Raw genomic sequence first — 18970 nt, forward strand, 5'->3', positions numbered from 1 at the left:
GCTCAAGCTCACGCCGCATCGGTCCACTCCGCGGTTTCCTCCCTCGAGGCTTGTCCAACGCCTGCCCGCATGCGTCGTCGTGCGCTCACGCGTCGGCACACAAGGGCAGGCGTCGAACAAGCCTTAACAGAATCAGCAGCGCCGCCGCTTCCGCTAGCGCCTTCTCCTTGCGCTGCAATTCCTTCTCGAGCTGCCGGATGCGCTGCTTGTCGTCTTTCGACTGGTGGCGCTGCTCGCGTGCCTGCTCGGTGGCATTCGCGTTGGCTGCCTGGCAGGCCGCTCGCCACGCCGCGATCTGTTCGGGATAGAGTCCTTTGCGCCGGCAGTACTCGGCCAGCTCCGCTGCGTTGAGCGGGGCGGCTTCCAGCACTACTGCAAACTTGTCTTCCGAAGACCATCCCTCGGGATTCTTCCCATCGCCCGGCACGGCCAGCCCTTGTCCTTTCGCCTGTCGGCGCCACGTGTACAACGTCTGTTCGGTAATCCCCGTTTCTCTGGCCAGCGCTGAGACCAACGCGTTTTCCGGCGGCATCATGCGACGCACCAGCGCTTCTTTTCTTTCTGCTGAGTAGGCTTTCATTCACCCTGATTTTACCGCCCCCGGACCATGTCTATAAGATTCAGATAACACGACAAGTAGTCTGACGCCGGGGGCCACCCCCTGTCGCCGCAGCAACGAAAGGTGTTTTTCGAGTTCTGCGCGATATTGCTCGTCTGCATGACAGTACGAGACGAAGGCTCGAATCATCATCTATTCCTGGCGGGTGAGAAGATGTAATTCTAGTGGAAGTCATGTTCGAAGCTCGAACGACATCTCACTCGCGATTACGCCATGCCGCCAAAGGCGGTTCTCTCGCCGACGTACTCCGCACGTCCAGAGCTGAGAGCAAAATTGCGAAAAGAGTGGGACTAAGTTTTATGCAGACCGACCGGCGATCGATATGCACGAGGACAGAAATCCCGAATTTGACATAAATTAAATTATCAACATTTCGAATGTAGCGGCAATATGAGAATGTCGTGTTCTAGCAAGATACAAATGTCGTGTTTTGCAACCACTGGCAAGCTGGCGGTTCACTGCAGCCCTGCAGGAGCCATCCATGAAGCCCGTGACACTTGTGACACTGAACATGCGCGAACTCGACCGTCTGAAGATGATCCAGGCCGTGGTGGACATGGGACTTAAACCCGGCCGTGCCGCGGAGCGGCTCGGCCTGACGGTACGCCAGGTCGAGCGGCTGGTGGCGCGGTATCGTGAATCGGGCGCAGCGGGACTGGCCTCGCGCAAACGTGACACGCCGGGCAACCGGAAGCTCGACGAAGGTCTGGCGCTGCGTGCGTTGACCATCATTCGCGAGCGCTATGCCGATTTCGGGCCGACGCTGGCCTGCGAGAAGCTGCGTGAATGCCATGGGCTGGTGCTGTCAAAGGAAACCGTGCGGCACCTGATGACGGCCGCCGGCCTGTGGGTGCCGCGCCGGCAGCGTCCGCCCAGGATCTACCAGCCACGCGCGCGGCGCGCGTGTTTCGGTGAACTGGCGCAGATCGACGGCAGCGATCACCGCTGGTTCGAGGACCGGGCGCCGGCGTGCACGCTGCTGGTGTACGTGGACGACGCAACCAGTCGCCTGATGATGCTGCATTTCACGGCGACCGAGTCGACCTTCAGCTACTTTGAGGCGACGCGCGCGTATCTGGAGCGGTATGGCAAGCCGGTGGCGTTCTACAGCGACAGGGCCAGCGTCTTTTACGTGAAGCGCCGCTCGGAAACAGCGGGCAAAGGTGTCACGCAGTTCGGCCGCGCGATGTACGAACTCAATATCGACACGTTCTGCGCGAACTCAGGCCCCGCCAAGGGGCGCGTCGAACGCGCCCACCTCACGTTGCAGGACCGGCTGGTGAAGGAACTGCGACTGCGTGGCATCAGCACCATCGAGGCCGCCAACGCCTGGGCGCCCGCCTTCATGGCGGCCTACAACGCGCGCTTTGCGAAGCCGCCACGCAGCGCTTTCGATGCGCACCGGCCCCTGCGCGCCGACGAGAATCTCGACGCGATCCTGACCTGGCGGGTTCAGCGCAAGGTCTCGGATTCACTGACGCTGCTGAACGACCGCGTGATCTGGCTGCTTGACGATACGCCTGCCAACCGGAGGCTGATTCACCGCTATATCGACGTGTGGGAGTATCCGGACGGGCGCCTCGAGATCCGCGCCGATGGTGCCGCGCTGCCCTGTGTCCAGTACGACAAGCTTGCCGAGATCGACCAGGGCGCGGTGGTGGAGCACAAGCGTCTTGGTCATGCGCTGCAGGTCGCCCAGGCGATCCAGGCACAGCGCGACAACCGCCGGATATCCGGCTCACCGTCACGCACGAACCGCGGTGAACCCGTGCGTACGAAGGCGCGGCTGCCTGGCACGAGGAAGCAGCGCGAAGTCACGCTCGAGGACTGGAATGCGGCAGTCATGGGGACACACCAGAACCCGCGAGGCTCGGTGCTAAAAACCCCTCCAGAGAGAGATAAAAGGACTGCCAAACGACCCTAACCCACCACCCAAAACCGACCCTCAACCCCGACATCTGTATCTTGCTGGAACCCCGACATTTCAAAATAGCCTCGACATCGAATGTTAGTCCAAAGTTCAGATGTCGCGTTTCCGCTAAATTGAAATGTCGTGTTTGCGGGTTCAGGCTGGTGGCCAGCATTCCTTAAGGAGCGCCGGCCATGAACGCATCTGGGACGATCACCATGTCGATGACCGAGCTGGACCGGTTGAAGGTGGTACAGGCCGTTTGCGAGCGGCGGCTGAAGCCGGGCCAGGCCGCGGACCGGCTCGCGTTGAGCGTGCGTCAGCTTGAGCGCCTGGTGCTGCGCTATCAGGCCGCAGGCGTTGCCGGACTGGTCTCCGGCAAACGCGGTCGGGCGGGCAACCATCAATTGTCCGACGGTGTGGCGCGACGCGCGCTGGCGATCATTCGCGAGCGCTATGCCGATTTTGGACCGACACTGGCGTGCGAGAAGCTTCGGGAATGCCACAGCATCAGTTTGTCAGTCGAGACGGTGCGCGCGCTGATGATGGCCGCCGGTCTGTGGATTCCCCGCAAGGACCGGCCGCCCAGGGTCTACCAGCCGCGGGCCCGGCGCGCGTGCTTCGGTGAGTTGGTGCAGATCGACGGCAGCGACCATCGCTGGTTCGAGGACCGGGCGCCGGCCTGCACGCTGCTGGTGTACGTCGATGACGCCACGAGCCGCCTGATGATGCTGCATTTCACGGCGACCGAATCGACCTTCAGCTACTTCGAGGCGACGCGCGCGTATCTGGAGCAGCATGGCAAGCCGGTGGCGTTCTACAGCGACAGGGCCAGCGTTTTTTACGTGAAGCGACGCTCGGAGACAGCGGGCAAAGGTGTCACGCAGTTCGGCCGGGCGTTGTACGAGCTGAACATCGACACGTTCTGCGCGAACTCAAGCCCCGCCAAGGGGCGCGTCGAGCGCGCCCACCTGACGCTGCAGGATCGGCTCGTCAAGGAGCTCCGGCTGCGCGGCATCAGCACCATCGAGGCCGCCAACACCTGGGCGCCCGCCTACATGGCAGCCTAAAACGCGCGCTTTGCGAAGCCGCCACGCAGCGCTTTCGATGCGCATCGACCCGTGCGCGCCGACGAGAATCTCGACGCGATCCTGACCTGGCGGGTTCTGCGCAAGGTCTCGGATTCACTGACGCTGCTGAACGACCGCGTGATCTGGCTGCTTGACGATACGCCGGCCAACCGCAGGCTGATTCACCGCTACATCGACGTGGGGGGTATCCGGACGGACGCCTCGAGATCCGCGCCGATGGTGTCGCGCTGCCCTGTGTCCAGTACGACAAGCTTGCCGAGATCGACCAGGGCGCGGTGGTGGAGCACAAGCGTCTTGGTCATGCGCTGAAGGTAGCCCAGGCACTGCAGGCGCAGCGCGACAACCGCCGGATATCCGGCTCACCGTCACGCACGAACCGCGGTGAACCCGTGCGTACGAAGGCGCGGCTGCCTGGCACGAGGAAGCAGCGCGAAGTCACGCTCGAGGACTGGAATGCGGCAGTCATGGGGACACACCAGAACCCGGGAGGCTCGGTGCTAAAAACCCCTCCAGAGACATATAAAAGGACTGCAAAACGACCCTAACCCACCACCCAAAACCGACCCTCAACCCCGACATCTGTATCTTGCTGGAACCCCGACATTTCAATCTGGCCTCGACATGTGATGTCACGGCAAAGCTGTAATGTCGTACCTGGGCAAAGTTGCTATGGAATTCTCCCAAAATCCACCGAATGTATTCTGATATCGCCACATCGGGGCCTTTCGACAAATAAATCGTGCATTAGATGGAACAAGACGCGCTGAGGTTGTTTCGTAGAGACTTTAGGCGGAGTCGTCGTTTTCCCGCGCCCCCGTCAGTTGTGATCAAACAGTGCGCCGGAGTATAAATGTGCGGTCTGCCGTCGAAAGTGCCATGAGTGCGCCGGAGCATGAATATGCGGTTTGACGTCGACGGCACCACAACCGTATATCAATGCTCCTGAGGTGCTCTGACCGTATACGATTGCTCCGCTCGAAACCTCACGGACGAACGCCGCATAGCTAAACTCCGGCGCGTTTTTGTGCCATCAGCATAGAAACCGCATAGCTATGCTCCGTTCTCAGGCGTTCAAATTCTCTTAGGTACCGTCCTTCGGCTCTCGCCGTAGTGCATACCCCGACTGCGCCGTCGTCTTGCGTACGAGTGCGGCAGACGGCAACGTCGATATTTTCTGCGGCAACTTGAACCGGACGTCCTGAGCCGCAGTCCGAGCGGTAAAGCAACTCCGTGTGCCATTCATCCGTGAGATCGATCGCGACTGACGGGTACCGGCTCCGACAGGCGTGCCAGATGTGATACACGGATCGACGAACGCGCCGACGCCCGTCACGACTTCGACCTTGTGCGCCTTCGCCATCCCGGCGAACCCGCCCGTCAGCTTCTTAAGGTGACTTCCAAGTTAGCGTCACGCGACACCTCGGCAACTTCGACGACGAGCGCGGTGTGCAGCGGCGCCCTCCGATCGACTACATCAACGTTCAGGCACACGCAGCGCAACGCCGAATATCGTTCGACTAGCACTATCTTCATGCCAGGATCGGCGGCGCACGCTTCTCAGAAAGGGGGAAATCCGATTAGTCTCGCGACACGCTCCACCTTCCCGGGACCTGAAACATCCGCACCCACGCTCTCTTATTGCCATGCCGTGAGCTCCGAGGCATGCCCACACGCCCTCATGACGACTCTTCAAGTGCACTGAGCTCCGCGAGCGTTATCGGCTTTAGTGGGGGCCGCACGCGTTGGAAACCAACCGCAGCAACGGAGCGACATTGCGCAGATGCAAGCAAATTAGCAACGGTGTAGCCGCATTGACGACCCTGACACGGGCCCATGCCCGCGCGCGTGAACGCTTTTAGCTGGTTCGGCCCCGGCTGGCCGAGCTGCGCGGCCAGCCGTACATCGCCAGCGGTTACCTCTTCGCAGCGACAGACAATCGTCTCATCGGGCGGCGTGAAAATCTCCGTACGCGGCCGATAGATCGAATCAAGCAGAGGCCGCATCGCCAGCTCATGTCCGAGCCGCCGATGCAGCGGCGCTGCAAGCTCGCTTGCGCGCTCGACTGAGAGTGCGCCCGAGGAAAGCGCGACGCCGGTAGCAGCAAGTTCACCGCGTGTGCACGCGGCTTTCGCGCCGCCGATGCCGGCGCCGTCGCCTGCGACATAGAGACCAGTCATGCTGGTTTCACCCCACGTATCAACTTCGGGCTCAAAGCAAAGTTGTGCTTCGTTCCATCGATGGCTGCATCCCATCGCCTGAGTGAAGTGGATAGACGGCACGACGCCTTCATGAACCAGAAGAATGTCGGCAGCCACATCGCCCGACAGCCCGTTCTCGGTGCGATAGACAATCTGTTCAAGACGGCCGATACCGAAAGCGCGAAGGCTACTGACGTTTCGAACAATGGGGAACCCCCTCCCGCGCAATCTTGCCGACCACAGTAGCCCCTTAAGGAGATCATGCCAGCCGTCAACTGCACCACGTAGAGTCGGAAGGCCCCGACGGAGGGCGCCGCGGGGAGTCGTGTCAAGCCAACCTGCAATCCTACCGCCGGCGTCGAGCAGCTGGGTCATGTAGAGCAGTGGCAATGGACCACTACCGGCTATCCAGACGGGTTGATCGGGTATCTGGTGAGCGCTTTTATGCAGAATCTGCGCGGCGCCGACTGTCATTACACCCGGAAGCGTCCAACCTGGGAAAGGCATGGGCCGTTCCTGTGCGCCCGTCGCTAGTAACACATGGCGCGCGCGAATACTTTCGGCGCCATCCGCGCGGCTCAAAAAGACAATCCACTCCCCGGAACCGGCCGGTTTCCCTGGGCTAGGCGCTCGCTCGATCTGCCATACACGGGTCTCCGGCAGGTAGTGCGCACCGCATTCGCGAAAGTTCTGTACCACTGCCGCGCCTGCGCTGTACGCAGCGCCTAACCCTTGATGAACACCACGTCGGACGTTTTCTTCGATGGCGCGCCATATCTGACCGCCAGGTGCCTGCTGTTCGTCTACGAGGATCGTGGTCATTCCAAGACGAGCAGAACGTATTGCGGCACTCATGCCGGCAGGTCCTGCACCTACAATCAGAATATCGAACGTTCGCATCACGAATGCACCTCACCACTCCGAAGATCGCCACTACCGTCTTCTGACTCAGCGATCGCCTGACTGAGATTGCGGCGACCGTGTTGGCGTTGGATGCGCATCCCGTCGCGCACGATCGTCAGACAGGTCTGCGTGGACGCTACACCGTCAACGACAGCAAGACATTCGAAGCACACACCCATCATGCAAAAAGGTCCGCGTGGACTGCCGCTTCGCGGCGTGGTGCGAGCGACGGGGTTGTCCTCGCGCAAGAGGACTGCCGCCACGGATTCGCCTCGCTCGGCGTTCACACGCCTGCCGTCGATCGATACCGTGACCACGGCGTCCTCGGCGGGATTAGATAACTTGCGAAACATCAAAGCGCCTATGATGGAAGAACTCGAAGTTTTCTGGCAGTACGTTGCGCGCGAGAGCATCCGCAACTGGTCCAGCATGAACCGCCGCGAGGGTGATGCCGGAATGACAGAGAGCGATCCAAGCACCAGGGTACGTTGAAGATTGTGCGTATACCGGATGCTCGTCCGGGGTGATGATGCGCAGACATGCCCAATGCCTAACAAGGCGAGCCATAGCAAGGTCCGGCAAAATTCGTAGGGCTCGCTTTGTCATCCTGGCAGCGGTGAAGGTAGTAGTACCGAGATCCATACCGACTTCCTCATGACTTACACCTATCATTACTGTACCGTCGCGAGTCTGGCGAATGCCGCTAGCGGGGAGGCGCAGAATTGGCTCGAGCCGTTCAGTGACCAGCAACTGGCCACGCAGGGGACGCAACGGGACGTCGAGCGCCACCATTGCCCCCAGAGCTGTGGAACCAAGCCCGGCCGCAATGATCAACTGTCCCGTTTCGAAACAACGCGGACCTGTCGAGGTTTGCACATGAACACGAAAACTACCGTCAGGACATGGCTCAATCTTCGACACCGTGTGATTGCCAGCTAGAGTGCCGCCACGTAACTCAATGGCTTGCTGCAGCGCCCGCAACAGCTTAAGCGGATTGCAATGGCCATCGGCAACGCCAATTCCAGCCCCCACCACTTCCCGCCCGAGCCGTGTACCAGGCAGCAGCCTTTCTAATGCCGATCGATCGATCATGCGCGAACACGGGTCGATTTTCGGGCTTTGCGCATTCCAGCTCGCGAGGAATTCGGCTTCCTCTTCAAAATCCGCTCCGCTTAGGCAAAAGCGCAAGCAGCCATCGTTTTCATACTCGACATCAATGCCAGTTTCATCGTGCAGCGCTGCTGCGAAAGCGGACCAAAGTGCGACGCTCTCGCGTGACAGCTGCTGGTAGCGGGGCGCGCCATATCCCTTCCCGTATGCGCCGACAAGACCGAAATTCGCTTTCGACGCGCGCGGGTCGCAATCACCCCCGTCGAGCACAAGCGCACGCTTCCCTCGCCCTAGCATCCCGTGCGCCAATGCGCAGCCGACAACACCGCCGCCAACTATGACGACGTCATGGTTTTCGCGTATCAAGCCCGCCTCTTTTCCTGAATGATTTTGGTTAACTCTATGATCGTCACAGCAAGGCGTCAAAGTCGAATTTCAGGTACGAGGTATTCTCAGCGGTTATGGTCCAAAACGCGGGCGCCCCCGGTAGGCGATAGAGCTCGCGTGCCCGTGGAATACGAGAATAGAGTGCGACGACCGCTTCCATCACGACAACAATCTCGGCAGCACGGGCGCTCGCAAGAGCCCCAAACCCAGCAACGAGACGCCACACTCCATGATTGGTCCCAACGCATAACTTCATTGCCAAGGCGATACGATCAATGGACCGTGTTAGGCGGCCGTAGCTGACCGCGAATTTAGTCAGCCAACGAAACTTCTGTGGCGGCGTTCGGCTGTGGTCGAGACAAACGCCCCAGTTGGGTTACGCCATCCCGCAGAAAAAAAGGCAACTCAATCGAGCAAGGCTTTGGTTGGCGAGCATCGCGGGAGCATTCGGCAAGCAACGGTGCGCACGCTGAAGAAGGTGACGGGATGTTCGCGCGCTCAACGTAAGCCCCTACGATCCCGTGTTCATGCTATCCCAAACACAGGTCAGCATGCAGTAGTGGCAAATGACAACTGAAGCCGACGCGGAATCAAGGCCGTTCTGTAGTGGCCAAGTTATTTCGGACAGGCAGATAGGTTCTTTCACTGTCGGTTTCGCCTCGTAGGCAACGGGCGACAGATACCCCAAAGTCGAATGCAAGCGTACGGCGTTGTATAATTCGCGCCGACCACACTCGACGCTCGACTACGTCAGCCCCATGACGTTCGAGAAAAACTGGTTCGCCGCCCAAGAGGGGCGAGCCGCGCAAATCTCTCAGCTATGGGATTCGCCAAACAGGGGCAAGGTCATGATTCAATCAGCCACTGCCCGGCCGGCAGTCATGTTTGCCAGGTCTGAGCGCCCTCAATCCGTCTTCTCGCGAACGCTTCGTCTTCATGCCCGCATAAGGCATCCCGCACTATTTAGTGCACTCATCAGTACGATGATCAATTTCAGCGTTCTGCTAGGTTTGCTTTGTCGCCGACTCACCGAATATCTCCGTCCACGCCTCTTCCGCAACCTGTTTAGCGCATCGTTCATACTCCTGAACACGCTCGATGTTTTTCGCCAATCTCGCATGACAGAAATGAAAATACTCGGGAATATCGGGCTTGAACCGCCTGATATCTAAGCGACAGCTCATGTCGATGACAGATAGGGGATGTACCAAGGAAATCCCCAGTCCCGCCGAGACGAATTCACACAGGGTGGGCGTAGTTTCGCTTTCTAACACGACGTTGAGGTCGACGCCGTAGGAACGGATAGCGTCATTGAAAGCACTGGTCGTTCGGTTATCTGCCGCATATCCGATAAAAGGGATTCCCTCAATATGCTCGGGGGTGATAAATTCAAGTTGGCTCAGCGGGTGTCCTTTTGGCATGATGCAAACTAACGGGCTCTCCATGATAGGCGTCACCACCGAATTTGGGCTGCTCATCAAGCTCGTTGTGAATCCAACGTCCATCTGACGCGTGGCGACGCGATCCGACACAATGTTGGACGCTCGCATATGGATCGTCGGACGAACGTCTGGACACCGAGAGAGGAACATCATCGTCGCCCGCCTGATGAATGATCCGGATAATTCTGGAAGCACTCCGATAGCAAAGTGACTCATGTCCTTCCGCCGGATGATTGCGATCGCCTCTTCAATTTGTCTTAGACCCGCAAATACTCGATCGACTTCACCGTACAAGCGCATGCCTTGTGCCGTCGCAGTTAGTCGGCCTTTAACTCGTTCGAACAGTAGAAGACCTGTCTCCTCCTCAAGGTGGACTAGCAGTTTGCTCACGGCAGGTTGGGTCACGTGAAGAACCTCGGCCGCTCGACTCACCGTGCCTTGCTCGATGAGAGCTTTAAATGCCTCTATCTGCCGTAGTTGAATTTGTCTTTTCATATGCCGGCTGCTTTTTCTAATGTCATTCCTAGACTAGGAAAATGCTGATTAATGTGCGGCCCGTTCGGCATGCAGAAGAACAGGCGTCGAAATTTCCGGATAACGAATCGAATCGGCGCTCATTTCGGGGAATTCGGCTCGTAAACGAGCCTCCTGGTTTCCTCGCGCTTGTCTACGCCGATGTAGCCCGCGTCGCCGATCTGTCCTTTTGAAGCTGTGAAGAACGCTTGTTCTGACGGTCGCAGCGTTTACCCGGCACCGCTGAGCGTCCCTGCTAGCAGTCACTTCCATATGCAACCCATTTTCAGCTCCTTGGATGCCGGGTAGACAATGCAACTCGCTCGCTGTATGCACCGGTAGCCACAGCTTGCGGACGATCCTCAACAAGCGGAGACATTTTTGTCATTTCTTACATCGATGACCGATGAGTTTCCGAACTACGCGGGCTACACAAATACCGTTCTTAAACGAACTGGATCTCCGACAAGCTTTCCGTCAAACCACGCATGTCGCCTCGTCTGGCGTCCGAAATGGCCCCGACCACAATGTTCTGCTGCTCGGGAGTGGCAACGAAACGCGTGGCCTGTCGAAACTTATCCTCGAGTTTATCCCACGGAAGACCGTTGTCCTTCGGGAAGGTTACAGGTGAAACAAAGCGCTGATCCCCGCATGTGACCGTGACACGGGCCGGCAGCATGCCGCTTTCCGTATAGATCTTGTCCAGCTCCGGACTTAGCGAAAGCTCCACCTTGTGTGAAAGCGCAGTGACAGAGGGATTGTTTAGGACATCGCCAGTCAGTGGCAACAGAGCCTCGTGACCGTAGTGCGCGACCAACGCGAGACAATATGGATGACTATACTGAACATCCATTATATCTCTAGGTTCTTTCCAGTTCGAAATGCGTAAGGCCGGCCCGTATGTTTCGACCTCAATCCTGTCGATACTTCGACCCACTAACCGATGTTCTTTGATCAGCTCGATTAATGCATCAAGCGCACCGTGTAAATGCCTGCAACAGCAATACGGCTTAAAGCCTGTCGTGCGAATGTACTGGTAAGAACCGAGGTCTAGATCGTTCGGAAAATTGTAGTAACGCGTTGCGTCCAAGATATTGCGGGCGCCGTGAAATCCGTTCTGCGCTGATGCAAGCGACTCCAAGCCGGTCACGACAGCCCACGTGATGCCTTCCTTGACATGGTTTGGCTCGGGATGCGGTTTTCGGGGAGCGGGAGCGCTCGCCAACGACTGATTGGGTGCACTTTCCCCAGCAATCGCCAAAGCGTGTTCAATCACCTCGCGGGAGGACCGGCGAAGCGCCGCAGCCGTTGCGACGACCGCATAAGGCGCCCAAGTACCACTACTTCCGTAGGCGCGCGCAGCGCTAATCGCCGTACCCACTTCATAACCGATGACAATCGCATTTAATAGCTCTCCCAAGGTGGCTTTCGTCTCTTTGGCAACGGCAATGGCTGTTGGAATGACGGCGGCGCCAGGATGGCCCCGAGATGCCGGCGTGTCATCGTCGAGGTCTAGCGCAGAACCGGCGGCACTGTTTGCCCAAGCAGCTCCAATGACGGAACTGGTCTCTCCCGTAAACCAAATAGGAATGTCGCCAGGAGGTCGCGTTTCGTGAGCCGTCTTTCGGATCGCAAGGGCCGCCGCCTGCCCAACTCCAGCGCCAACAGCACTGAGCAGATCCAGGATACATTTGAGCGCGAATTCCAGCGACTCTTCTGGAGCTCGATTTTCCCGCGCCTCCACGATATAAGCGGAAAATTTTTGGACGATCCCGCCTTGGGGATAACGCTCGTCCTCGATCACATTAGTCGTCATGGTGCCTCGATAACATCAATTGAACATTTCGAACTTGATAGTTGGCTGCAAGTGACACTTTAATGCGCAACACCGCGATGTCCACCCACGATCCCGTTTTGCTGTCGGCCTGCCATAATCGACGCAGCCGGGGCACTCTTCAAACATCAAGCCGTCGGCCATGAGAAAAAAGCTGTACACAAGGGCCAACTACCCTCGTGTACCCGGACGAAGCCGCCCGTAACGGGACAATGTCGGTTCGTGCCGTCAGGCCACTTCTACGTCGTCGAACTGTTGATGCGTTCATGGGCGACGGACACCGTACCGAAGTGCTTAATGCATGGCCGCTGCAGCAGAAGATCCGAACGTGCCGCGATCGCGTCTCTTCGGACTAATCCGCCTTTCGATCATGAATATAACTCTGCTGATAAGAAAGTTCATGCTGAGATATATGCAGCCAGCTATCAGAAATACCTCTAGGGGGCGGTAGCTCTCAGAGATGATTTGCTTGGCCACTCCTGTCACTTCGACTATGGTGATTGTCGACGCAAGTGACGTTGACTTGATCATAATCATAAGTTCGCTTCCATAAGCTGGGAGTGCTTGCCGCATTGCGATCGGGAAGACAATTCTGCGGAATAAAAGGACGCTCGACATGCCAATTGACCGCGCCGCTTCAATTTGTCCCCATGGTACTGACTGAACACCACCACGAATGATTTCGCTGGTGTATGCCGCAGTGTTCAGCGACAGAGCTAAAATCGCACAAAACCACGCATCGCGAAATAGCGCCCACAGGCCGAGGTGTTCCAAGACAATTCTAAACTGCCCCGATCCGTAATAAATCAGGAACATTTGCACCAGAAGCGGCGTGGACCGCACTACATATACGTAACCATAACCGAGAGAAGCCAAAAGTCTACTGTGTGAAAGCCGAGCCAATGCAACTGGGACCGCAAGCAGGAAACCAACAAAAAGCGACACGGAAGCCAATGCGACGGTCGCGGGAACCGCCGCAAGAAGCTTGGGAAACGACTCATATATCAGCTGAAAATCCATCACCGACTCCTTACGCCGCGGTTAGCCCACTTCTCTGCTCTCAGAAATCCCTGGTTAGAAATCGAAGAAAGCAAAAGGAAAATCACGAAGGCGACCAGATAAAACGTAAACGGTTCTTTGAAAGATCCAGCTCCGATGGCAGCTGTGCGCATGATTTCAACCAACCCAACAACGGAAATGAGCGAGGTATCCTTTAACGCCAGTTGCCAGACATTCCCCAGACCGGGCAAGGCGAATCTCGCGGCCTGTGGGATAAGAATCCGACGAAGTAGCACTGTCCGCTCCAATCCCATTGCCACTGCCGCTTCAATTTGTCCTGTTGGAATGGCTATGACCGCCGCCCGTATGACCTCTGTCGCATAGGCGCCGGCACTGATGCCGATGCAGAGCACACCGACTGCGAACACGGGCAGTTCTATATAGCCTTCGAAGCCGAAAACAGCGTTCGCGACATAGCGGAGCAACGTATCCCCACCAAAGAACACCAGAAAAATTATCAGCAGCTCGGGAATTCCGCGTACGACCGTCGTATAGACGTCAGCTAGAAAACGCAGCAAACTGAAGCGAGAGAGTTTTGCCGCGGCAAAAACCGAGCCGAGCAAAATGCCGACGGGAAATGAACACACCGCGACGGCAACGGTCATAAGGGTGCCACGCGCAAATTCATCAACCCACGCTGTGCTTCCCCATGCGAGCACTGAAATATTCACTTTCATTCCCCATCAAATTGAGTTCGGCTATGCATAAACGACCGTATTCACTTACCTATTCCTTCGGCGAATTGTCGAAGCCGAACCACTTGATGGCAAGTCTGCGCAGGCTGCCATCCGAAATTGCTTCCCCGATCGCCTTGTCGAACATCGCACGTAGTTGATCGTCATTTTTGCGAAATCCAGCGGCCACTCGGCTGCCGAACGGCCCGTTCGTCATACTAGGGCCAAATGTCCGCAGGTTCTTGCCGTCGGGCTTCTCCATCAACGGCTTGAGGAAATTGAACGAAACCATTCCTGCATCAATTCTCCCAGCCGTCAAGTCGAGCATCATGTTATCCGTGGTGTCATATGTCGAAACTCTCACGGTCGGCATGAACTTCTTCATGAACGTCTCAAAGTTGCTGCCCACCTGTACCCCAACGGTTTTTCCCTTCAGAGCGGAGGTGATTTTTTTTATCGCTGACTCCTCATCAGCATCAAATTTGTCCAAATTCAGATTTGATGGCGATATTTTGAGAGCGGTTAGATCGCTCGCCGATGTGGTGACGAAAACCATCGGAGTGGTTACGTACGGCCTGGAAAATGAGATAACTTTTTCTCGGGCGGGTGTAATCCCAATTGCAGCCATAATTGAATCGAACCGACCGGACAAAAGAGAGGGAATTAGGCTGTCATAGGCCTGATCGACGATTTCACACTGCAATCCCATCCGTCGGCACAAGTCGTTAGCTACATCGATCTCAAAGCCAACCATCTTGCCGCTCTTGTCCTTGAAGGCATACGGAGCATACGAAGCTTCGGTACCGATCGTGATTCTCTTGTACTCCTTGGCCATAACAGGGTCGCAGAGCATCAATGCAGCAGACAGCATTCCAATAAGCGCGCCGATTTTCAGGAACTTCATGAGCATCTCCTGGACTATGTCCTATCTTCTTCGTTTTACGATTCTCGGAATTTCAATATCGCGTTTTAAGTCAGTCAAAGTACACGCGAGAGAAATTCACGACATCTCGGCGATGCTGGATTTTTGAAAACCTCTTCTGGCGTCCCTTCTTCCTCAATGCGTCCCCTTTCAAGAAAGATCATCTTGTTGGAGACATCACGAGCAAAACCCATCTCATGAGTCACGACTATCATAGTGCGCCCCTCTTCCGCCAACTTCCTGATGACTTTCAGCACTTCTCCCACTAATTCGGGATCGAGTGCGGAGGTCGGCTCGTCGAAAAGGAGCGCAGCCGGTTGCATCGCGAGCGCACGCGCGATGCTTACTCGTTGCTGCTGCCCACCAGACAACTCGGATGGGTAACACGCGTGCTTGTCCGCAACGCCAACTTTCCCAAGGAAATCCATTGCCCTATCGCGCGCTTCGTTCTTTGGCAGCTTCAGCACATGGACTGGCCCTTCCGTCACATTTTGCAGCACGGTCATATGGGACCACAAATTGAAGCCCTGGAAGACCATACCGAGTTGCGTGCGCATCTGGTCAACTTTCTTGCGATCCATCCCGACGACGCGACCGGTTGCGTCGGTTTCCACGCTGATCTCGCACTGCCCCACCGCGATGCGGCCTTTGGTAGGGACCTCAAGGAGATTCATGCATCGCAAAAACGTACTTTTTCCCGACCCAGAACTGCCAATTAACGAGATCACGTCGCCCCGCTCAGCTTGAAGCGAAACCCCTTTGAGCACTTCGTGAACGCCATAATTTTTGTATATGCCATCGGCTACGAGAGCCGGTGTCTTGTGGCCCACCATGCCGATCGTGGTCCCGCCCGCCTCTGGGGTCATTGACAAGGCGTAACTCGCAGATTGGTACGCCGATCGAAGTGCATTAACCACCTTCATCTCATCTCCTCATGACTGAATATCTCAGGTTTGACATTTACGTCAACCTGAGAAGGATTATCGTTATAGATATTAATTAAACGTTGTACTGCCTTGCGCTGTCGGACCTGCAATGAACGCGATGGAAGCGCCAAGCACACTCGACGGACGAAAAAAGGCGGCCGCCGGTCGTTCGCTCGATTTACGCCCGTCTCAGCGCCGAGCGATTGCGGATAAGCTCAGAATACGTATGCCCAAATTGGGTGTCAAAGTCGAGTTGAGACACGATGGTATTCCTCCGGGTTATACCTGCCTTGCGTTACATCGGGCACGTTTGCGGGTCGCACGAGCGCATGTTGAGGTTGCGTCCCACGACTTCGGTCGCGTACCCGTTCTGGATTTGGCACGATTTGCACCACGTACGCAATGCGAGCATTCTGATGTCAAGGAGACCCGCCGCACGCCTCGGAAAATGGCCGTCTCCAGGAGCCAACACATCACAGAACCTCCCGTGATTGAGCCCCTTTTACTCTTCGATCCAATTTAACGCTCGTTTGAGGGTCGAAATTGTTCCAAGGTTTTCGTTTGCCTTCGGCCGATCGGCAGAGCGCCCGCAATTTGACTACCAATGTCATCAGCGACCAATGATCTCTTGAAGGGCGAGGTAGGCGCTGGCTTGCCTCGGGCTGCCGGCGATGGGGCAATAATGCGGCGATGGGCTTGGCCCTCGTGGGCAGGCGCGTGAGGATGTCCTTGAGATTGCGTGCGGGTCTTGCCTATTGAGTTGCGCGAAGCGTAGTAAGCCACCGGCCGATACGCGCGTCTTCGCCGGCGGCAAAGCGCACGAAGCTCACACGCCTGTAGCCGAGGCGGCATACCACTTGTCCCCGATATGTCCCTCTAACGTAAATACACCCGGTGCGTAGTCGAGCTTCTCCTGGATGTCCTCGCCGATTCGCACGCATTTCATCACCGAAACGGTGATGAGGCTAACCTCAATCCTTGAAGTTATCCCCCCCAAAAATCATATTATTAGAGCTTCTTAGGCATTCGGACGCGCAATACTCTTTTCGAACGAAGTACTCATACAGGCCTTTAACGGCTCCAAGTCAGCTTTTGAGCGCAGTTCTTCAACCGCGGCGAGCAGTTGCTTTTGCTGCGCACCAGTGGCGTGAAACCGCGTCGCCGCAACGTATTTTGCCTTGAGTTCTTCCCAAGAGAGGGAGTCACCGGCTTCGCCGCGTGGCTCGGTAACCTCCGATACATACCGACGTCCCCCACACACGATTGTGACTCGCGCGAGTGTTCTGGCAGGGAATTGTTTATCAATTTCGGCGTCGACCGTTAGCGAGACCTTGTTGGCGAGTGCGCTCACTCCCTCGTAAGTTAAGCAGTCTATCGTGAGGGGCAAAAGCGACTCTCGTCCCGCGAGGCCGGCGAGGGCCACGCAATAAGGGATGCTGTACTGAACGTCAACAAGGGTAGCTGGGCAGGTCTGGTTCGCGATGCGCAGCGCCCCGCCGTACGTCTCGATGTCGATCGCCTCAATCGCCTTCGCATCGAGTTGATATTGCTCGATCAGCTTCAGGGTGGCTTCCAAGGGCGGGTGAACGTGCCGACAGCAGCAATAGAGCTTGTAGTAGGCATTGCAGATATGCAGAGACTCCCCGAGGGGCGATACGTCGGCAAACCTATAGAGCAGACCGCTGTCAAGTATGTTCCGGGGACCGGTGAACCCGCCTTCTGCGAGATCGAGCGCGAGCATCCCGGTCACTACGGACCATGGTATGCCCTCCTTAATGTCGCTGCTCTCCGGTGTTGGGAAGGAGAGCGGTGGCGCGCTCATGAACAACGAATTGGGCGCGCTTTCGCCTGCGATAGCCAACGCATGCTCGACTACACTACACGAGGCACACCTCAAGGCCGCGGCTGTCGCGACAACTGCGTAGGATGACCACGTACCTGTCGTACCGTATGTTGTACGGGCCGCAGCGATCGATACGCCGACTTCATAACCGATGACGATTGACGCGATCAAATCTTCCAGCCCGGCTCCCATTTCAGCCGCAACCGCAAAGGCCACCGGAATGACCGCCGCGCCCGGGTGCCCGCGCGCGCGTCGATGCCCGTCGTCGAGATCTAGCATCGACGCAGCCGCGCTATTCGCCCACGCAGCACCGACGACCGAACTGCCCGTTCCCGTGAACCACATCGGTATATCGCCCGATCCCAGATATTTACATGCTGTCGCGCGAATCGCGACAGCACCTGGTTCGCTAGCCCCTGCCCCCACCGCGCATAAGAGGTCGAGGATGCGTTTTAGCGCAGATTCCCTGGCAACCCCGGACACCCGCCTACCGCGAGCTTCGACGACATAAGATGCAATACGATGAATCGTGCTTTGCTGCAGAGAAAGCTCGTCATCAGGCGGAGGATTGTTCATGACGTTCCAGAATTATGTGACCGACCAAACGTGCGTAACGCACAAATCTATGTTCAAAATGATTGCACCGTGTGCGACCGCCCAGGGATCCGATGGAAGCCCTTGGTCGTCGCCACGGATACGACGGACGGGTCGTAACGTCTCCAAGGGGACTCGAAGCTTTGTCAATGAACATGCGAGTACTTGCCCTAAAAAATCGGAATGCCGCTTTTCGCAAGTAACCCGAACCGACCACCTCTGGCAACATCTACGCCGATCTGCGACGCCCGACCGTCCTTAATAACGATTGTGCGCTGATGCTACTGCCAACCCTCCCGATGCTCACTCGAGTGACGAGACATGTTAGGCGCGTCTCGTCGAAAAATCAAAGTCCGATTTTCAAACGTCAACATTCCAGAAGGTTATAGCGCTGCGTTGCTTTCTCCCGAGCATTTAACAAAATGCAGGGTCTATTGGCGAGTACATCGTCTCTGCATAAACGCCAGAAAGAGGCGGGGATATGTCGGTGCACTACGGACGGGATGCCGTTTTTGTCCGGGACCGAAGCCCCTTTCCACACGCAGCGTACCGAATGATGCACTGATCTCGACGTCCAGCGCGGGAGATCACCAAGCTGCAGACGTTGCTGAAACGATGAAGACAAATGGCTTGGAGCAAAGGTGCGAGGCGAACTGCCTGAGTTGCTCGCTTCCCTAAAGGCAACTCCGCACCCATAACCTCCCAGAATACATCCACGATCAAACCGGACTTTGACACGAGATTTTTGCCTCTCTATTCTGAGCCCCATTAGCTTTGCTTCTCACTGGATAAGACGGAACGTGCCTTTTCTGCCGCAGTTTGATGCAGCCAATAAGAGCCTTTACAAGGACAAACGCTTGTCTTGCAACCGATAGTGTTTTCGCACGTAAGAGCATCGCATTGAGCACCAAAACCCACCACACTCAATGTTGTTTTGCAGATCGAT

Annotated in this window: 11 protein-coding genes and 4 pseudogenes; 2 read left to right on the plus strand and 13 right to left on the minus strand. The window is 56.9% G+C overall.

Features of this window, described 5'->3' with window-relative positions; translation table 11 throughout:
* Positions 1–127: 127 nt before the first annotated feature.
* Positions 128–580, minus strand: a pseudogene (locus HWY30_RS34390) (transposase); the annotation flags it as partial.
* A 520-nt stretch (positions 581–1100) separates the two neighbouring features.
* Here HWY30_RS34390 and HWY30_RS34395 point away from each other — a divergent pair.
* Together HWY30_RS34395 and HWY30_RS34400 are read left to right on the plus strand one after the other, a co-directional pair.
* Positions 1101–2543, plus strand: coding sequence for an ISNCY family transposase (locus tag HWY30_RS34395; protein WP_090811245.1), 1443 nt, complete (start codon positions 1101–1103; stop codon positions 2541–2543).
* A 179-nt stretch (positions 2544–2722) separates the two neighbouring features.
* Positions 2723–4164, plus strand: a pseudogene (locus tag HWY30_RS34400) (ISNCY family transposase).
* Positions 4165–4922: 758 nt separating this feature from the next.
* Here HWY30_RS34400 and HWY30_RS42095 read toward each other — a convergent pair.
* The 12 genes and pseudogenes from HWY30_RS42095 to HWY30_RS34450 form a co-directional block, all read right to left on the minus strand.
* Positions 4923–5167, minus strand: a pseudogene (locus tag HWY30_RS42095) (dihydrolipoyl dehydrogenase); the annotation flags it as partial.
* Between the two features lie 128 nt (positions 5168–5295).
* Positions 5296–6717: an FAD/NAD(P)-dependent oxidoreductase gene (locus HWY30_RS34405; RefSeq protein WP_090811247.1), complete on the minus strand. Its 1422-nt coding sequence runs from the start codon at positions 6715–6717 to the stop codon at positions 5296–5298.
* Positions 6717–7073, minus strand: coding sequence for a (2Fe-2S)-binding protein (locus HWY30_RS34410; protein WP_090811249.1), 357 nt, complete (start codon positions 7071–7073; stop codon positions 6717–6719). The genes HWY30_RS34405 and HWY30_RS34410 overlap by 1 nt, the downstream gene beginning before the upstream one ends.
* Entirely contained in the window at positions 7054–8196 is a 1143-nt protein-coding gene (locus tag HWY30_RS34415; RefSeq protein ID WP_244145116.1) for an NAD(P)/FAD-dependent oxidoreductase, read from the minus strand. The genes HWY30_RS34410 and HWY30_RS34415 overlap by 20 nt, the downstream gene beginning before the upstream one ends.
* Positions 8197–9221: 1025 nt before the next feature.
* On the minus strand, positions 9222–10154 hold the full coding sequence (locus HWY30_RS34420) for a LysR substrate-binding domain-containing protein (protein WP_090811254.1): 933 nt from the start codon (positions 10152–10154) through the stop codon (positions 9222–9224).
* Between the two features lie 463 nt (positions 10155–10617).
* Entirely contained in the window at positions 10618–11988 is a 1371-nt protein-coding gene (locus tag HWY30_RS34425; RefSeq protein WP_090811257.1) for an MmgE/PrpD family protein, read from the minus strand.
* 312 nt (positions 11989–12300) lie between these two features.
* Positions 12301–13026, minus strand: a complete 726-nt coding sequence (locus tag HWY30_RS34430; protein ID WP_090811259.1) for an ABC transporter permease — start codon at positions 13024–13026, stop codon at positions 12301–12303.
* Entirely contained in the window at positions 13026–13742 is a 717-nt protein-coding gene (locus HWY30_RS34435; protein WP_279613320.1) for an ABC transporter permease, read from the minus strand. The genes HWY30_RS34430 and HWY30_RS34435 overlap by 1 nt, the downstream gene beginning before the upstream one ends.
* A 49-nt stretch (positions 13743–13791) precedes the next feature.
* Positions 13792–14643 (minus strand): transporter substrate-binding domain-containing protein, encoded by an 852-nt coding sequence (locus HWY30_RS34440; protein WP_090811909.1) that lies wholly within the window; start codon positions 14641–14643, stop codon positions 13792–13794.
* Positions 14644–14717: 74 nt separating this feature from the next.
* Positions 14718–15494, minus strand: a complete 777-nt coding sequence (locus HWY30_RS34445; RefSeq protein ID WP_090811911.1) for an ABC transporter ATP-binding protein — start codon at positions 15492–15494, stop codon at positions 14718–14720.
* A gap of 752 nt (positions 15495–16246) precedes the next feature.
* Positions 16247–16365 (minus strand): annotated as a pseudogene (locus HWY30_RS43150) (transposase domain-containing protein); the annotation flags it as partial.
* 240 nt (positions 16366–16605) lie between these two features.
* On the minus strand, positions 16606–18006 hold the full coding sequence (locus HWY30_RS34450) for an MmgE/PrpD family protein (protein WP_090811261.1): 1401 nt from the start codon (positions 18004–18006) through the stop codon (positions 16606–16608).
* Between the last annotated feature and the right edge of the window lie 964 nt (positions 18007–18970).

It is taken from the genome of Paraburkholderia tuberum STM678 (assembly GCF_902833905.1).
GTDB lineage: Bacteria > Pseudomonadota > Gammaproteobacteria > Burkholderiales > Burkholderiaceae > Paraburkholderia > Paraburkholderia tuberum.

Coding starts and splice junctions, on each gene's coding strand:
- HWY30_RS34420 (WP_090811254.1), bottom strand. CDS start 10,154: ATGAAAAGACAAATTCAACTACGGCAGATAGAGGCATTTAAAGCTCTC.
- HWY30_RS34405 (WP_090811247.1), bottom strand. CDS start 6,717: ATGCGAACGTTCGATATTCTGATTGTAGGTGCAGGACCTGCCGGCATG.
- HWY30_RS34450 (WP_090811261.1), bottom strand. CDS start 18,006: ATGAACAATCCTCCGCCTGATGACGAGCTTTCTCTGCAGCAAAGCACG.
- HWY30_RS34395 (WP_090811245.1), top strand. CDS start 1,101: ATGAAGCCCGTGACACTTGTGACACTGAACATGCGCGAACTCGACCGT.
- HWY30_RS34440 (WP_090811909.1), bottom strand. CDS start 14,643: ATGAAGTTCCTGAAAATCGGCGCGCTTATTGGAATGCTGTCTGCTGCA.
- HWY30_RS34425 (WP_090811257.1), bottom strand. CDS start 11,988: ATGACGACTAATGTGATCGAGGACGAGCGTTATCCCCAAGGCGGGATC.
- HWY30_RS34445 (WP_090811911.1), bottom strand. CDS start 15,494: ATGGTGGGCCACAAGACACCGGCTCTCGTAGCCGATGGCATATACAAA.
- HWY30_RS34435 (WP_279613320.1), bottom strand. CDS start 13,742: ATGAAAGTGAATATTTCAGTGCTCGCATGGGGAAGCACAGCGTGGGTT.
- HWY30_RS34410 (WP_090811249.1), bottom strand. CDS start 7,073: ATGTTTCGCAAGTTATCTAATCCCGCCGAGGACGCCGTGGTCACGGTA.
- HWY30_RS34430 (WP_090811259.1), bottom strand. CDS start 13,026: ATGGATTTTCAGCTGATATATGAGTCGTTTCCCAAGCTTCTTGCGGCG.